This is a genomic window from Tolypothrix tenuis PCC 7101, assembly GCF_963874875.1.
Classification (GTDB): Bacteria; Cyanobacteriota; Cyanobacteriia; order Cyanobacteriales; family Nostocaceae; genus Aulosira; species Aulosira tenue.
This window is the reverse complement of sequence record NZ_CAWNJS010000001.1, coordinates 6,512,030-6,528,043: the sequence shown is the minus strand read 5'-3', so window position 1 is coordinate 6,528,043 and position 16,014 is coordinate 6,512,030. Positions and strand designations below refer to the sequence as shown.

The following is a 16,014-nucleotide window of genomic DNA, read 5'->3' as shown; positions in this document are numbered from 1 at the left end:
TGGGGATTGGGGCGTGGGGATTGGGGACTGGGGATTAGGGCGCAGAGGAAACAGAAAGGAAATAGTTGATTCCAATTACCCATTACCAAATGACAAATGACAAATGACAAATGACAAATGACAAACAATAAATTGAAGCTAACTATGATTATTATCGAATTTTTCTAGTGTTTATCTAAATTTAACACTAAAATATCGTGCTATAAAATATATAACACTTTAAAAAAGGAAATAGTTATGGCTCCAGCTGTATCTACCATCGCTCCAGAAGATAAGCAGCTGACTATTTGGCATGGCTTGGATATTTCGGAGGCGATCGCGCGTTTGCAAAGTGATGCTGAGTATGGGTTGAGTAAGGCTACAGCACAACGTTTGTTACTTGAAGTGGGTGCAAATGAACTGGCGGCGAAGCCTGGTAAACCTTGGTGGTTAAAATTTTTGCTGCAATTTAACCAACCGTTACTGATTATTTTGTTGTGTGCGGGTTTGGTGAAGGCGGTAACTGGTAGTTTTGTCAACGCTGGGGTGATTTGGGGTGTGACGACTACTAACGCCATCATTGGGTTTATCCAAGAGTCAAAAGCTGAGAGTGCGATCGCAGCTTTAGCCAAAGCTATTACTACGGAGGCGATAGTTATCCGTGATGGTCAAAAAATTCGCATACCATCCAGTGAGTTAGTACCTGGGGATATTGTCTTACTTACTTCCGGCGATAAAGTACCAGCAGATTTACGGTTAATTCAAGTAAAAAATCTCCAAATTGATGAATCTGCTTTAACAGGGGAATCAGTTGCAGTAGAAAAAGATACTGCAATTCTCAAGCCAGATACCGCCTTAGCCGAACGGAAAAACATGGCTTATGCGGGTGGTTTTGTGACCTTTGGGCAAGGTACGGGAATTGTTGTAGCTACAGGGAATGCTACGGAAACTGGGCGTATTTCCCAACTAATGGAGCAGCATACCAATCTTTCTACACCTTTAACTAGAAAATTCGACAAATTCAGCCAAAATTGGTTGTATATGGTGCTAGGGCTAGCTACCCTCTGCTTTGTTGTGGGATTAGGTTCTCGCAGCTTTCAAGATGCTTTGGAAGCGGCGGTAGCGTTAACAGTCAGCGCCATTCCTGAAGGCTTACCAGCAGTAGTTACAGTTACACTTGCTATTGGTGTTTCCCGCATGGCGCGACGCAATGCAATTATCCGCAAATTACCCGCAGTTGAAACATTAGGTAGTGCAACTGTCATTTGTTCCGATAAAACCGGGACTTTAACAGAAAACCAAATGACAGTACAAGCCATCTATGCAGGAGGACATCAATATACTGTCACTGGTGTAGGTTACGCACCCGATGGAGAAATTCTCAACGACGAACAACCAGTAAATTTGAACCGCGATAAGGGTTTGCAAGAATGCTTAATTGCTGGCTTATTGTGCAACGATTCGCACATTAAATATAAAAATGATCGGTGGGTAGTGATGGGAGATCCCACCGAAGGCGCATTAATTGCAGCTGCAAATAAAGCTGGTTTTCATCAATCTACCTTAGCCCAGCAAATGCCTAAGCTGGATGGCATACCCTTTGAATCAGACTTTCAATACATGGCGACTTTGCACGCCACATCCCAGGGAAAAACTATATATGTCAAGGGTTCAGTGGAGGCGATTCTGCAACGCTGCACTTTGATGTTAAATACCAATGGACAACCCCGCCCTATTGATTGTGTAGAAACATTAAAACAAACTTCCATTGAACGGGAAGTGAATATTATGGCACGCCAAGGCTTGCGGGTGTTGGCGTTAGCGAAAAAGCCCGTTAGCGATAAGCAAAATACCCTAGATCATCCAGATATTGCCGATGGCTTGATATTCTTAGGCTTACAGGGAATGATCGATCCACCCCGTGAGAGTGCAATTAAAGCGGTGCAAGCCTGCCAATCAGCCGGAATTCAAGTGAAGATGATTACCGGAGATCATGCTATCACAGCTGGGGCGATCGCTCGTCGCATGGGAATTAACAACAATGGTTCAGTTCTCGCCTTCACAGGTGCAGAACTCGCACAGATGGAACCAGCAGAACTCGCCCAAGTAGCCGAAGAAGGGGTAGTCTTTGCCCGTGTCGCCCCTGAACAAAAGCTGCGTTTAGTCGAAGCCTTGCAATCCAAAGGCGAAATCGTCGCCATGACAGGAGATGGTGTCAACGATGCACCCGCCTTAAAACAAGCAGATATTGGGATTGCAATGGGAGGCGCAGGTACAGAAGTGGCTAAAGAAGCCGCAGATATGCTGCTTACCGATGATAACTTTGCTTCCATAGAAGCGGCTGTAGAAGAAGGGCGTGCAGTTTATAAAAACCTGATCAAGGCGATTTGCTTTATTTTGCCTGTCAACGGTGGGGAATCAATGACAATTTTGATTAGTACATTATTAGCTAGAGATTTACCGATTTTATCCTTACAAGTTCTCTGGCTAAATATGCTCAACTCCATCACCATGACAGTACCCTTAGCCTTTGAACCCAAAGCGCAAAATGTCATGCAACAATCACCGCGCCATCCCAACGAACCATTATTATCAGCTAGTCGCTTAAAGCGAATTTTGGCAATTTCTCTGTTTAACTGGATTGTGATATTTGGCGTATTTGAATATATCCGCCAAACCACAGGTGATTTAAATTTAGCGCGTACAATGGCGATTAACGCTTTGATTGCAGGGCGGATGTTTTACCTATTGAGCATTAGCCAATTAATCCCGAATTTGATTGCCAAAATGGACGGCACAATTCAAGAGAATGTTGATATTCCTGCTATTGCCTTCGGGATTTTAGGGGCGATTATTTTGCAGATTATCTTTGCCCATGTGCCATTGATTAATTATGTATTTGAAACAGCGCCCTTAAGTTGGCAGCAGTGGTTATTCTGCTTGGGTGTAGGTTCACCGATGATTCTTTGGGCAGCAGTTGTCAATCGTATCGATCCGCCCAATTAATAGTAGGGTGGGCAATGCCCACCTAGTTTTTTAATTGAACCACAGAGGCGCAGAGAAAAAGCTTCAATTGTCAATTTATTAGCTACTATCTGTATTGAGAGATTTATCTATAGCTAATTTCCTTAAACAATCGGCAAATTCTGCTAAAGAATCGTTTCTTTTAATTGTTTGATTAGTAACTTCTATTATTTTAGCGATTTCTGGTGATTGTGTTTCATTATATTGCAGTTCTTTTAAATTTCGAGGTTTATCTTTGAGGTTAGGATTTTTCTTAATTAATATTTCCTTAGAAAGTTCTTCAAGGTACTCTTTGGCATTTTTACCGCCTGGTGTAGCTTCTGCTATTAAATTAGTTTTACCCATTTGTTTGCGATTAGCAAAATCTACCCATTGTCGGTTAGATCTATTTTCAGGGTTTTTGGTAAAGTAGCAGCATATACCCAGACAATCAACTAAAAGCCAGGCTTCAACTTCTTGCAATATGAGAATTAATTTGACTTTACCTCCAGATGAATTAACTACTTCTTGAATTCTATTAAATAGAGAATTGCTTTCCTTCCGTCTTTGAGCTTGAGATTGTATACCATCAGCATCGAGCAGGAAAATTATTAAATCATCTTTTTTAAGATAAATATCAACTGCTTTTTTCAATCCATTTGGTTGACGTGCAGCATCATTGTAGGCTTGCTTAGTTGCATATTCAACTTTTACATCACATTCATAATATTCGACTATTTTTTTAGCAATACAGCAGACTGCATCTCTATCATAGTCAGACTCTGGAGTCCAAATCCGAACACTAGGCATATTAAGCAGCTAAAATTTCTTCTATTAAGTGACTATGATAAATTGCGCTACCTAGTCCAAAATCAGTCATCCAATCTAAAAGATCATCTCGACTTTCAACTAATTTATCTAGTAAACAAGCCTTAGTTCCTAATTGCCCTTTCTTGCTTAAAAGTATCACTGATATCTCTGAAGATATTTCTTCAGGTGAAAAGCAATCAAGTAGCTGAGAACTATGAGTTGTAAAAATTACTTGTGTTTTCTTAGAAAGTCTTTTTATAATAGTAGCAACATCTTTCAAAAGACCAGGATGAAAATTTCTTTCTGGTTCTTCAATACCAATAAGTGTAGGAATATCAGATTGGTATAATAGTATAAAATATGCTATTGTTCTTAGAGTACCATCTGACATATTTGATAAAGGTATTTCTTTGCCATCTTCTTCGAGAACTGTAATCATAGGTTCTCTTTCTTCAACTAAGTTTAGACTAATTTTCAGACAGTTTTGAAGTTCCTGACTGATTTCATGAAACTTATCTTTTTCATTAATAGCCCAATATTCAAGAATCTCCTGAGCTTTGCTTGCACTAGGATTAAGACTTGGGGTAATATTCTTGACTTGTCTGGGTTTAGAAATATTTTTAGATAATGATACGATGAGATCAGGGTATGCTCTTACACTATCAGGATCAATATCATAAAATTTCCAATCTTTAATATAGCTTGCCAATTTTTTCGTGAGTGGTTTATTACCATAATTACCCGCAGTTCTTAAAGCTAAACCATCACCATCAGAATCTGATATATATTTTTGGCTATTTTCACCATCTTCATCATTAACTGTTCCTTCTCCATTGATAATATCTATAACTTCAATTCCATTAACTATAAGATATTCTCTACTAATTAAAGGATGATTTTCCTCTAATTTAATAGCTATGTTATATTTAACTTTATTATTTGTATCATCTTCTACTACAATTTCATAACTAATCTGTTCGGTATCTAATCTTAATATTTTATCCATAAAATCTATAGGTGGTGGTGATTGGGCGAGTAGAAGACTCCTTAGAAAACGTAATGCTTCCAAAGAATTTGATTTTCCACTAGAGTTAGCCCCAACTAGAATTGTTAAATCTCTAAAATCAAGCTCAACATTTCCTAAACTTTTGAAATTATTTATTTTGGCAGTTCTAAGTTGCATATTCATAACTGTATCAATCCTTAATTTAGTTATTAAAATGTAAATTATTTAACATATAGCTTATCAAGGTTAATGTGTAATCTCTTCTATAAGATTAAATCAAAATAATACTATATTTGGATTTTGCATAATATACTTTTATATTTGTATCATTTCTTGAACTGACCAAAGCTTGATCAGAAACATTGAGAATTTATCCAATTACTAAAAGTTACCTAATTATATGGCGCGATCGCTTGGATTTGATATGATGGGTCATCCGTTAACGCACTCTGTCTTAGCAATGCTCATCTATGCGTCTATCAGCAGTACTTAATCTCCATCGATTTCTGAAATTAATCATTAATTTAGTAGTCTTAGCCACGCTGTTATTCATCTGTCAGCGAGTTTGGGCGCAAGAGTGGCGACCTGTTCGGGGTGGTATCCCTTTTGGTATCAGTGGAATCGCGCTCATTCAGCAACAAAGCAATTCCCTAGATTTTCTGATTGTCCATGACAACAAAAAGCCTAACCAAGGTCGTCTAGCAATTATTAATATTAAAGGTAAAAATCAACCGGAATATTTAGCGTTGAATTGGCCAAGTAAAGTATTACCAGAAGATTTAGAAGCTTTAACATCTATTCCGGGTACTAATAATACTTCATTTATCGCTTTAGCCAGTGCTGGTAAAGCTTATTATATTAAATTAGATGCTGATAAAAAAACTATCTCTGTTATTAAAGAATTTAATTTGCCAGCATTCCCAAAAGGCAGTAATTTTGAGGCTTTTTCTCTACAAGATATAGATGGTAAATTAGTTGCGGTTTGGGCGCATCGGGGAGAAGCTGAACAAGCAGCAACTATTTATTGGGGATTGCTGGATTTAACTAAATATCAAATGATTCCCGCAGGTTATAGCAATTTTACAGTTCCATTTCCATCTGGAAATGTTCGCCATGTTTCTGATATCAAAGTTGATTCGGCGGGAGTTGTCTTCATTAGCGCAGCTAGTGATGCTGGAGATGATGGGCCATTTCAATCGGCTGTATATGTTGCAGGTTCGTTGGGATATCGTAATAACAAATTGATATTTAGACAAAACTCACAACTTGTACCGCTTTATCGTACTAATTACCACAAAATTGAAGGGATAGAACTTGTTTCTGGTGGGAATGGTGGTGTAGTTGTTGGTACTGATGATGAAAATTTCGGTTCTGCTGTGTATGTTGTTGGTGGAGAATAAAAACCAATACAGTTCAGATAAGATACTTGTGGAAACAGTTAGCTCAATTGGGGGATTCTCCCCCAAACCCCCTCCAAAATTATTGTTTTTGTTGTCAATTTATTTTTTTAACTGAATTGCATTGGAATAAAAACTGCCGATGCAGCAGATAATTTATCTCTTTTCCTCTGCGTGCATCGGCGGTTAAAATAATCCATCTTGTAATTACGAATTACGAATTACGAATTACGAATTACGAATTATCTAAACGTTAAATCGGAACAACATCACATCGCCTTCTTTAACGATATATTCTTTGCCTTCACTTCTCACTAAACCTTTTTCTTTCGCACCATTCATCGAACCAGTTGTTACTAAATCATCATAAGCAACTGTTTCAGCGCGAATAAATCCCCGTTCAAAATCGGAGTGAATAACACCAGCCGCTTGGGGTGCAGACATTCCGGCGTGAATTGTCCAAGCACGAGTTTCTTTAGGGCCACTGGTGAAATATGTCCGCAAGCCTAACAAAGTGTAAGTAGCGCGAATTAAAGATTTTAAACCGCCTTCTTCTACTCCTAAAGATGCCAAGAAATCGGCTTTATCTTCTTCTGGTAATTCAACTAGTTCAGCTTCTACTTGAGCAGAAACTATGACGACTTGGGCATTTTCTTGGGCTGCTATTTGCCGTACTTTTTCTACAAATTCATTCCCCGTTGCTAAGTCATCTTCAGAGACATTAGCCGCGTAAATAATTGGTTTATTCGTCAGCAATCCTAGTCCTTTAATAATTTCCGCTTCTTCTTCAGTTAAACTAACTTGTCTGACTGATTTACCTTCATTTAAAGCCGCAGCTAATTTTTCTAGAACTGTGATTTCAAATTGTGCATCTTTGCTAGTCCTTGCTTGCTTGCGGGTGCGGTCAATGCGACGCTCAATTTGTGCTAAATCTGATAAACCAAGCTCTAAATTAATGATTTCAATATCCCGTGCTGGGTCAACAGAACCCGCGACGTGAATGATATCATCATTTTCAAAACAACGCACTACATGGACAATTGCATCTACTTCCCGGATGTGGGAGAGAAATTGATTACCTAGTCCCTCACCCTGGCTTGCACCTTTTACCAAACCGGCAATATCCACAAACTCAATACGCGCTGGGATAATTTGTGCTGAACCGGATATGTTAGAGAGAACATTTAAGCGCTCATCCGGTACTGCGACAACGCCGACATTGGGTTCAATGGTGCAAAAGGGGAAGTTAGCGGCTTCGGCTTTGGCGTTAGCAACTACAGCATTAAATAAAGTAGATTTTCCGACGTTGGGTAGTCCGACAATTCCGGCTCGTAGCATTTTAGATTTTAGATTTTGGCTTACATTACCAAGGATAATTTAAACCGGTTCAGGAATTGTTTGGGGAATTGGTTCGGGAACTGTTTGCGGAATGGGTGCTGGTACAGGCTGAGGAATTGGCGCAGGTACAGGTTCAGGTACTGGCCCTGGTACAGGCTGAGGAATGGTTGGCCCTGGTGAAGGTTCAGGACTGGGTAAGGGATTGGGGACTGGATTGGGAATTCCGGGTTCGGGTATAGAAATAGCTTGAGGTTTAATCATGAAAAGTCTCAATTAATTTATCCGACTTTCCCAAGCTAAATGACAATATCAGGCACTGACATCTCTCTAAATAGCTAACTCAGCGTCATCAAAAGTAACTAGTACTACTGCGCGGAATTAAAAATTCAAGCAGAAAGATTGTGTAAAAAACGTAAAAATGGCAACTGTATCGTTTTACAGATAGTCACCGTTGTTAAATATAGGAATCCGATTTGATTTCTGAAAAATTTCAGTAAGCTGTAACGTACGAAAAGTTTGACGCTGATGCGTTACGCTATCGCTAACGCATCCTACGTGAACTATGCGGAAGTCAAAAGGTGTAAAAAACGTAAAAACGGTAACTGTATCGTTTTACAGATAGTCACCGTTGTTTAATAGTCTATGTATGCAAGCAGTATAAGGGTGAGAAATAACCCACCCTAAAGATTATTTACTTTGCAGTGCTTTCAGCTGGCGCACCAATTAATTTTGCAGCATTTTCTTCGCTTTCGAGAATACCGAATTCAATCAACAATTCTTCTAGTTCTTCCATTTCAATTGGTGTAGGAATTTGAAGATTCTGGTTGTTGATGATTTTGTTAGCTAATGTGCGGTATTCGTTAGACTGGTTGCTGTCTGGAGCGTACTCGTTAACAGTCATCCGACGCAACTCAGCGTGTTGAACAATATTGTCGCGAGGTACGTAGTGAATCATTTGGGTATTCAAACGTTTTGCCAGAGTTTCAATCAATTCGATTTCTCTGTCAACGTTCCGGCTGTTACAAATCAAACCACCCAAACGCACACCACCAGTGTGTGCATATTTCAAAATACCACGAGCGATGTTGTTAGCCGCATACATCGCCATCATTTCACCGGAGGTAACGATGTAGATTTCTTGTGCTTTGTTTTCACGGATAGGCATAGCAAAACCACCGCAAACAACGTCGCCTAATACGTCGTAAGATACAAAGTCAACATCTTGGTAAGCACCGTTTTCTTCCAAGAAGTTAATAGCGGTGATGATACCACGACCAGCACAACCTACACCAGGTTCTGGGCCGCCTGACTCTACGCATTTTACACCACGAAAGCCAGTCAGCATGACTTCTTCAAGTTCCAAGTCTTCAACTGCACCACGTTCAGCAGCCAAGTGAAGAACGGTGGTTTGTGCTTTAGAGTGCAACATCAAACGAGTCGAGTCTGCTTTAGGGTCGCAACCTACAATCAGGATGCGTTGACCCATTTCTGCCATTGCTGCCAGAGTGTTTTGAGAGGTAGTAGACTTACCAATACCGCCTTTACCGTAGAAAGCTATTTGTCTGATTTTGCTATCGATAGACATGGTTGGTGTTTTCCTAGAATTAATGGGTCGATGGGAGTGAAAGGCTAACTGAGACTAAACTCTTGGTAGTTGCATATAGTTTTTGCCAAGCAACACACCAGGCAAATAATAGTAAAAGGTTGCATAGACGAAGATTTGATGTGTGTTTAAGGACTATTGCAAAGATGGCTCTTGCGTGTGAGGAGTTTCTATCAGAAAAATCTGGGCATGAGCATTCTAGATTGTTGTAACTAAACCGTCATCACTGGTTCAGACATTAAGAGTTTTGAGTTTAGCAATTTCAACCTTTGCAGGATTTTTGTCCTATACCCAACCCACCAAAATTGCAGTTTACTTTTAATGTTTGTTACAAGTTATCTATTTTGCTTATGCCATAATTGCCTGATTTTATATCCTAAAATAACGAGCGATCGCTTTTTAGTATTTCTTGCAATTATTCCTAAAAAATCACTTCATGCTATTGCTATTAATGCAGGAAAATAACTCCCCAATTACAAGGTAAGTTTCTGCATTCACAACCTTTAACACTATGGTTTAGGCAGTATATTGGTGAATTTTGACAATTTAGTTAAATTCCTAAATTTCTTGGAACGGTATCTACTCTGCTGGGAATTTTAATTTTCCTAGTAAGCAAATCTGAGAACATAGTTTCTCAAGTTAAGTAACCATTCTAAATTCTTTGGGATTGCCAGGATGTACAAAGAGTCTTTCTCCCTAGACTCTAAGAGGAATTGGTTCTGGCTATTTAACTAACTAGCATAGCCAAAGATTACTTGGCTATTACCTAAGCAAGCTATGATTGACTTCAAGCCATTACTAAGGTGATTATCTTGATGTTCTGGCTTTTATAATCGTTACTAAAAAACATAACGATATTGAAGCGGACTTACCAGAGCAAAAGGACTTTATCGAGTTACCTCAATATTGTCTTGAAGTCTTTTTGCATTCTTACTTTTTGATTCCTGTTTTTACATTAGCATAGATTTACTAATTTATTTTTCATAAGTCAAATTATTTTCCAATTTTTCAATTATTGCTCATGTCTAACTAATTTATAGTTTATTAACTTTATTTCTAGATATAAGGTATTAATTCTAGCAATTTTTATTAGGGAAAGGGTTTAGTATCGCGCGCGCTTAAATTGAGAGTTAGATGAGAGATGAGTTATATAAAATACATCATCTATACAGAGCCTATATAGTGCTGTTTCGCGATATTTCATTTAAAATCAAGCTAGAAGACAAAAACTGACATTTGTAAAATATATAACTCAGACTTTAGAGATATATTCTATAGATTAATGGAATATCGTGTTAATCTTGAAGATGAGAATAAAATGGTACAAAAATTTTGTTTTTATTAATCGCAAGCTTTTACTCTTGGTTATTGACAGGTTTGTCTGTTAGTTCACTGCGCCAGCGATTTCAATAATTAGATTAGATTGCCATAGTCATAAATTTGCTATCCCTCCAATCTGGAAGAGAAAGAAATTCAAGATTATTCTTCCTGCATCCTTTAGTGTCATATATTTATGGAATCTAAAAAATACAAAATTGAATACAAGTTTCATTCCATTCACATTGAAGAGGAATCATTAAGCAGAAAAGCTTATTACTATAAAATTTTTGGAGAATTATGTCATAATGGCGGATTCGTCAATTCCATTGCTGAGGCTGAAAAGGAAGCAAAAGCAAAGATTGACGAAAAATTTCATCTTATAGAAAATAAAGCTGCATTGCACAGATATTGTGTAATGCGTGATTTTGAAAGTTTTGTGGAATTGCTCAACCAACAAGAAATATCGAAAGAGGTAGCTTATCAAGTAGCTTCTCAACTTGCTTTAGCTTCAACGCTAAAGTCTTTTACCAAGGAATCTACAGGTATTGATACTAATAGCTCAGTAGATATTAATAGAGATGCAAGTGCAGAAAACTTGCAGTAGTTAATCAATTATGGTTGTGTTGGAAGGTAGCCACTAAAATGCTGGCTCCATCACCTTTCCTTTTGTGAGAAGACAAGCTTCTAAAGTCCATAAGTTATTACATAACGCAAAATTTGGCACTTTTAATTCAAATGGATGGGGTGGCGGTTGTAATAGCGAAGGTGCAACTTGATTCTGGGCTTCAACTAAGCTAACTATCCAAGGAAGAAAATCTAAAATTTCTGTGGGTAAGATAGTTAACTCAAATTCCCATAGGAGATTTAGCCCTCGAGATTTTTGCCATTTTTTAGCCATCATAAATTGAAGAGCGCTTTTATTAATAGCCAACCGCAGAATGAATGGGCGTAATGGGTTAATTTCATCTGGTGCTGTATAAGCGTAGATGTTTACATAATTTAGTTGTTCTCTGTTATCTATCCAAGATGCGATGGGAGAGTTACTACTATAAGATGTACTACTTATTTTCACTGGAGTTTTCATAGCAGCAGCGAAAAGAGAGTAGAATTCACTCCTAAGTTCGCTAACAATGTGTTTGGCTTCTGGGTTCATAGTTACTACACTTAATTATTGTGTAGATGGGATATCTAGAAGAATTTTTAGGGGTAAGAAAATTATGCTTAGTAACTCCCAAAAGGATGGGAGAACTAAAAATTACCTGCAAAACAAGCTAGAGAAGCTGAGAGACAGCACTGCTAAATTTCTCGTAAGGAGAAACTCCAACAATAGTTTCTAATAATTCACCGTTTTTGAAAATTAAAACTGCTGGAATACTGCGAAGACCAAATTTTTTTAACAATGGTTTGTTGTTATCCACATCTACCTTAACGACTTTTGCACTATCTTTGTATTCTTGGGCAAGTTGCTCCATTAAGGGGGCAACCAGACGACAAGGGCCACACCAAGTAGCAGTAAAGTCAACTACAAGAATGTTTTCTTCACTTAAAAGAGTTTCAAATTCACTTTCTTGGATATAAGCAACTAAATCAGTATCTGTAGACATTTTGGAATTCCTCAATATTAAACTAAAAGTTCAAAAACAGTTTTTAGCGACATTATGTCAATGAATATTTAATATTTTACCTACAAAGCGATACAAAAATTTTCTTTATAAAAGGCTAATAATTTATTGCACAAGGTAATAGACTGCTGGGAAAAGGTTAAAGGGGAAAGGGGAAAGGGTAGATACAAAATCTGTCCTTCTTCCTCCTTTTCCTGACTTTTGCAAGAAGTTTAATGACTTCTTGTTTGATTTCAAAGTCAAAATTGTATAAAAAAAGGCTCAGGCATTTCTGCTTGAGCCACTAATACATCAAGTGAATTAATTGATCTAACGAGTTAGGTCAAGTAGCTAAATTAGTGAGGCTTAGTAACGGTTACGTCCACCGTAATTACCACGGTTACCACCGCCACCACCAAATGAGCCGCCTCTTTCTTCTCTGGGTTTAGCCTTATTGACTTTTAAGTCTCTTCCCATCCACTCAGCGCCATCAAGAGCTTCAATAGCAGCATTTTCTTCTGCATCTGTACCCATTTCAACAAAGCCAAAGCCGCGTAAACGGCCTGTTTCTCTATCTGTAGGTAGCTGAACGCGCTTTACAGAACCATATTCTGCAAACACTGCATTTAGGGTAGCTTCAGTAACTTCGTAAGAAAGATTGCCTACATAAACTGACATAGATTGTCTCCGAAATTGTAAATATGTAGAGATTTAAATTTCGGAGAAAAGTTTGTAAATACCAAAAACAAAAAGCCTGTCAATACTAAAAACAAAAGCTGTTAACCGAATTAATTCTCATCTCCTATTATGGCATAGAAATTTCCTTTTAGGTGAAAGATGGAAAAAATAATATTAGCTAACTAATTCCACTAAAGCTTCTCGCTGAAACCTGACTACGCATGAGACTAAGCAGCCGCGATAATGTCCACTGGTAAATACTGAGAGTGTGACATTAGTCTGACCTTGATCTAATATTTCTTTCACCTTACACATTTGCCGTTTGTTTTTACAGTATGCAAATATGCGATCGCCTGCTTTGACATCCAATGCTTTAATTTTCAATTTCTACTCGCTTATACAAATTTTCATCTCAACCATAGTATTTATGGGGATGTTTTTGACCCGATTTTGGTGGGACTTTCTTTTGGTTTCTATGTAAGCACAACAATAATTAAAATATTTCAGCGTAATATATACACTCAGACAAGCTTAAGCTGCGTCTACGACAGTCTTAGCTCTATTAACTTTCAGGCTATAACCCATCCATTCAGTACCTTGTAATCCATTAATCGCTGCTACTTCGTCGCTGTCTTTGTCCATTTGAACAATGGCAAAACCTCGCTTCTCGCCTGATTTTTGCTTGGTAGATACTAGTATTCTTTTTACAGACCCATACATTAAAAAGACTTGTCTGATATCCTCATCTTCAATTTCATGGGATAGATTACCAATATAAACTGACATAGAATATCTCCGAACTAACAGAATGTAGAGATTTAGATTTGGAGAGGTATCTCTATAGTCACTTGACCAAAAATATTTCTCAATAATTTAATAGTAACATGGTTTTAAATTTTAAACACATTCAAATCAGTACAAGCTTGAGCAGCTTGATTTTTAGCTTAAAATTTCATCAAGAGCCTAAACTAGGGTAATTGACCAAAATAATAAATATTTTTTGTAAGAAAATGCAACTGATAAGGCAATTAGTGAGTGAAATGTACAACTTATGCAATTGTTGCGTAATTATGTATTTTTGAGGTGGAAGTTTAACTATAAACAGCAGCAATTTGTAGTTGAAACCACAATTCTTGTTTCCACTTCAAAGTTAAAATTTCTGGGTCGTTAATGCCCAAGGCTTTTAAGCAATTAGTGATATCTTTTTTGCTTAATGAGTTTGGGTCTAGTTCTGAAGCTACAAACCGAGCAAAGCTGGGTGAGATAAATGTAGGTATTTGTACATTCATTGTTATCTTTCCGAATTAAATACTGTGTAGAGAGTTAGTTCCGGAAAGGTGTTATGGGCTGATTCACATAGCCGAAAATATTTCTCGTTGCTCTAAACATAACACTTGCATCTGTGATGAGATTGATGAAACTTTACAAGTGCTGATCACCACAAGTAAATATCTTTGTAAGCTATACAGCTAAGTGATTATGGCTTTTGATTTAACCTAAAAAATTTAATTATTATCTGGAGTAGTTTCAATCATAGCCATAGAAGGTAATACAAATTTAACGGTATTATTTGGTTTGAGGGTGTACTACAGATAATACTAAAAAGTTTCTTCTTGATATATCTTTGTATTTCTTTATATATTTCTTGAGATTTGACAGTTTATTTACATCTATAAAGAATGCGATCGCATCCCCACACTCTCACATTTTCTCTTCCCCTTAGTTCAAGTCATGCTGCAAAATGCGATCGCACTACTTCCCCTAAAACTCTCTGCTTTTTCATCCCCGTGAGGGGTAATTGATTGAAAACACAAATTTTCGGAGCGGTGGTATACGCAGTTGAAACTGTTTCCATCCCCGTGAGGGGTAATTGATTGAAAACTGTGAGTGTTAAAGGCTTTAACGCCTTTGCAAGCTTTGAGTTTCCATCCCCGTGAGGGGTAATTGATTGAAAACAAAAAGACCTTGAGGCCCAGAAAGCTGCTATCGAACAACAGTTTCCATCCCCGTGAGGGGTAATTGATTGAAAACTGCATATGCACAAGCGTGGAGCAGCAATTCAACTTTGTTTCCATCCCCGTGAGGGGTAATTGATTGAAAACGGAATATTCTATTTCGCTTTCCTAAGCAGTGTAGAATTGTTTCCATCCCCGGGAGGGGTAATTGATTGAAAACTCTTTGAAAAATTTGCAGAGGAGTTTACGTTTATGTTTCCATCCCCGGGAGGGGTAATTGATTGAAAACATTTAAGTAGAGTATTGTTTACTGCAAAAGCAATAATGTTTCCATCCCCGGGAGGGGTAATTGATTGAAAACCTTATATGGCTAATTCTATTTTTGCTTTTCGGATTGTTTCCATCCCCGGGAGGGGTAATTGATTGAAAACAAAAATCCTTTACACTCTTATAGGTTCCGTAGGAACTAGTTTCCATCCCCGGGAGGGGTAATTGATTGAAAACAGTTAATTCAGCCAATCTGCAAACTGGTAAGGAAATGTTTCCATCCCCGGGAGGGGTAATTGATTGAAAACCCTAACCTTGTAGAGAGCTTACTGAATAAGGCTTACAGAACCGTAAAACTGAGAGGGGTATGTTTCACCTGTCAACAAGCCACATTTATTGACAATATGGACAGCCTTCAAGTAACTCAAACCCTTATAGAGTAAGTCATCTGAGGGGGTCTACGCAAGAATCAGCATTTGAGCTTTTGCACGACCCCCTCAGGTTACATTTTTTAACACAATGGCTGAAGGAAACTAACCATGAGGTTACAAGCCAAAGATATATATTTATTGAATTTTCAAGGTGCAGCGATTGGTATAAATAGTAGCATAGCCAATTCTGCAAGGCAATCTCTGCCTCACAGCAATTTAATCAGCAAAAGCAAGTATTGCTTTCTTCAAATCTCCTTTTGCTTTCTCAAAAGCTGCTTTGGTTTTCTCATTTCAGTGTATTTAGCAAGCCAAAGCAGATATTGCTTTCTCAAAAGCTGCTTTTGCTTTCTCATTTCAGTGTATTTAGCAAGCCAAAGCAGATATTGCTTTCTCAAAAGCTGCTTTTGCTTTCTCATTTCGGTGTATTTAGCAAGCCAAAGCAAATATTGTTTTCTCAAAAGTTACTTTGGTTGATTAATTTGGGTAATTTCTTTGAAAAATCGTAGTATTACTATGTAGCTAAATTTATTTGAGATTTGCCAAAATTCTCTCAGGCTGATCGATAGGAAATTTTTTAAGGTAAATAAGATTAAATCAGTTAATAATTCCACGGTAAACGGTCAAAA

Annotated in this window: 15 protein-coding genes and 1 CRISPR repeat array; of the genes, 3 read left to right on the top strand and 12 right to left on the bottom strand. The window is 37.8% G+C overall.

All coding sequences use genetic code 11. The features are described from left to right. The first annotated feature begins 237 nt into the window (after positions 1-237). A complete protein-coding gene (locus AACU25_RS25830; RefSeq protein ID WP_096580558.1) occupies positions 238-2,985 on the top strand; it encodes a cation-translocating P-type ATPase in 2,748 nt (915 codons plus the stop codon). 78 nt (positions 2,986-3,063) lie between these two features. Here the strand turns inward: AACU25_RS25830 and AACU25_RS25825 are convergent, their stop codons facing one another. Both AACU25_RS25825 and AACU25_RS25820 read right to left on the bottom strand, forming a co-directional pair. Beyond that, positions 3,064-3,792 carry a hypothetical protein gene (locus AACU25_RS25825; RefSeq protein ID WP_096580556.1) on the bottom strand — a complete coding sequence of 243 codons (729 nt, stop codon included), beginning with the start codon at positions 3,790-3,792 and terminating at the stop codon, positions 3,064-3,066. A gap of 1 nt (position 3,793) precedes the next feature. Then, positions 3,794-4,981 (bottom strand): AAA family ATPase, encoded by a 1,188-nt coding sequence (locus tag AACU25_RS25820; RefSeq protein WP_096580554.1) that lies wholly within the window; start codon positions 4,979-4,981, stop codon positions 3,794-3,796. 287 nt (positions 4,982-5,268) lie between these two features. Between AACU25_RS25820 and AACU25_RS25815 the strand changes: the two genes are divergently transcribed. Beyond that, positions 5,269-6,198: a hypothetical protein gene (locus AACU25_RS25815; protein ID WP_096580552.1), complete on the top strand. Its 930-nt coding sequence runs from the start codon at positions 5,269-5,271 to the stop codon at positions 6,196-6,198. A gap of 243 nt (positions 6,199-6,441) precedes the next feature. Here AACU25_RS25815 and ychF read toward each other — a convergent pair whose 3' ends face one another. The 3 genes from ychF to nifH form a co-directional block, all read right to left on the bottom strand. Beyond that, positions 6,442-7,533 carry a redox-regulated ATPase YchF gene (gene ychF / locus AACU25_RS25810; protein WP_096580550.1) on the bottom strand — a complete coding sequence of 364 codons (1,092 nt, stop codon included), beginning with the start codon at positions 7,531-7,533 and terminating at the stop codon, positions 6,442-6,444. A 39-nt stretch (positions 7,534-7,572) separates the two neighbouring features. Beyond that, positions 7,573-7,794, bottom strand: coding sequence for a hypothetical protein (locus AACU25_RS25805; RefSeq protein ID WP_096580548.1), 222 nt, complete (start codon positions 7,792-7,794; stop codon positions 7,573-7,575). A gap of 430 nt (positions 7,795-8,224) precedes the next feature. Then, complete coding sequence (nifH, locus tag AACU25_RS25800; protein ID WP_096580546.1) at positions 8,225-9,118, bottom strand: nitrogenase iron protein; 894 nt, start codon at positions 9,116-9,118, stop codon at positions 8,225-8,227. A gap of 1,531 nt (positions 9,119-10,649) precedes the next feature. On the opposite strand from nifH, the gene AACU25_RS25795 reads away from it, so the two are divergent. After that, complete coding sequence (locus AACU25_RS25795) at positions 10,650-11,060, top strand: hypothetical protein (protein ID WP_096580544.1); 411 nt, start codon at positions 10,650-10,652, stop codon at positions 11,058-11,060. A 33-nt stretch (positions 11,061-11,093) separates the two neighbouring features. Here AACU25_RS25795 and AACU25_RS25790 read toward each other — a convergent pair whose 3' ends face one another. From AACU25_RS25790 to AACU25_RS25760, 7 genes are all read right to left on the bottom strand, one after another. Next, a complete protein-coding gene (locus AACU25_RS25790; protein ID WP_321206773.1) occupies positions 11,094-11,528 on the bottom strand; it encodes a hypothetical protein in 435 nt (144 codons plus the stop codon). A 199-nt stretch (positions 11,529-11,727) separates the two neighbouring features. Then, positions 11,728-12,060, bottom strand: coding sequence for a thioredoxin (gene trxA / locus AACU25_RS25785; protein WP_096580540.1), 333 nt, complete (start codon positions 12,058-12,060; stop codon positions 11,728-11,730). Positions 12,061-12,423: 363 nt separating this feature from the next. Next, positions 12,424-12,735 carry an RNA recognition motif domain-containing protein gene (locus AACU25_RS25780; RefSeq protein ID WP_045868444.1) on the bottom strand — a complete coding sequence of 104 codons (312 nt, stop codon included), beginning with the start codon at positions 12,733-12,735 and terminating at the stop codon, positions 12,424-12,426. Between the two features lie 174 nt (positions 12,736-12,909). Next, on the bottom strand, positions 12,910-13,119 hold the full coding sequence (locus AACU25_RS25775; protein ID WP_096580538.1) for a hypothetical protein: 210 nt from the start codon (positions 13,117-13,119) through the stop codon (positions 12,910-12,912). Between the two features lie 147 nt (positions 13,120-13,266). Continuing rightward, entirely contained in the window at positions 13,267-13,521 is a 255-nt protein-coding gene (locus AACU25_RS25770; protein ID WP_096580536.1) for an RNA recognition motif domain-containing protein, read from the bottom strand. 305 nt (positions 13,522-13,826) lie between these two features. After that, positions 13,827-14,024, bottom strand: coding sequence for a hypothetical protein (locus AACU25_RS25765; RefSeq protein WP_096580534.1), 198 nt, complete (start codon positions 14,022-14,024; stop codon positions 13,827-13,829). A 485-nt stretch (positions 14,025-14,509) separates the two neighbouring features. Further along, positions 14,510-15,265: a CRISPR direct-repeat array (repeat unit 36 nt; unit sequence TGTTTCCATCCCCGGGAGGGGTAATTGATTGAAAAC). 368 nt (positions 15,266-15,633) lie between these two features. After that, entirely contained in the window at positions 15,634-15,846 is a 213-nt protein-coding gene (locus AACU25_RS25760; RefSeq protein WP_339382071.1) for a hypothetical protein, read from the bottom strand. Positions 15,847-16,014 lie beyond the last annotated feature (168 nt).

Excerpts from the sequence above, each read along its gene's own strand:
- AACU25_RS25830 (WP_096580558.1), top strand. The coding sequence starts at position 238 with ATGGCTCCAGCTGTATCTACCATCGCTCCAGAAGATAAGCAGCTGACT.
- AACU25_RS25825 (WP_096580556.1), bottom strand. The coding sequence starts at position 3,792 with ATGCCTAGTGTTCGGATTTGGACTCCAGAGTCTGACTATGATAGAGAT.
- AACU25_RS25820 (WP_096580554.1), bottom strand. The coding sequence starts at position 4,981 with ATGAATATGCAACTTAGAACTGCCAAAATAAATAATTTCAAAAGTTTA.
- AACU25_RS25815 (WP_096580552.1), top strand. The coding sequence starts at position 5,269 with ATGCGTCTATCAGCAGTACTTAATCTCCATCGATTTCTGAAATTAATC.
- ychF (WP_096580550.1), bottom strand. The coding sequence starts at position 7,533 with ATGCTACGAGCCGGAATTGTCGGACTACCCAACGTCGGAAAATCTACT.
- AACU25_RS25805 (WP_096580548.1), bottom strand. The coding sequence starts at position 7,794 with ATGATTAAACCTCAAGCTATTTCTATACCCGAACCCGGAATTCCCAAT.
- nifH (WP_096580546.1), bottom strand. The coding sequence starts at position 9,118 with ATGTCTATCGATAGCAAAATCAGACAAATAGCTTTCTACGGTAAAGGC.
- AACU25_RS25795 (WP_096580544.1), top strand. The coding sequence starts at position 10,650 with ATGGAATCTAAAAAATACAAAATTGAATACAAGTTTCATTCCATTCAC.
- trxA (WP_096580540.1), bottom strand. The coding sequence starts at position 12,060 with ATGTCTACAGATACTGATTTAGTTGCTTATATCCAAGAAAGTGAATTT.
- AACU25_RS25780 (WP_045868444.1), bottom strand. The coding sequence starts at position 12,735 with ATGTCAGTTTATGTAGGCAATCTTTCTTACGAAGTTACTGAAGCTACC.
- AACU25_RS25770 (WP_096580536.1), bottom strand. The coding sequence starts at position 13,521 with ATGTCAGTTTATATTGGTAATCTATCCCATGAAATTGAAGATGAGGAT.
- AACU25_RS25765 (WP_096580534.1), bottom strand. The coding sequence starts at position 14,024 with ATGAATGTACAAATACCTACATTTATCTCACCCAGCTTTGCTCGGTTT.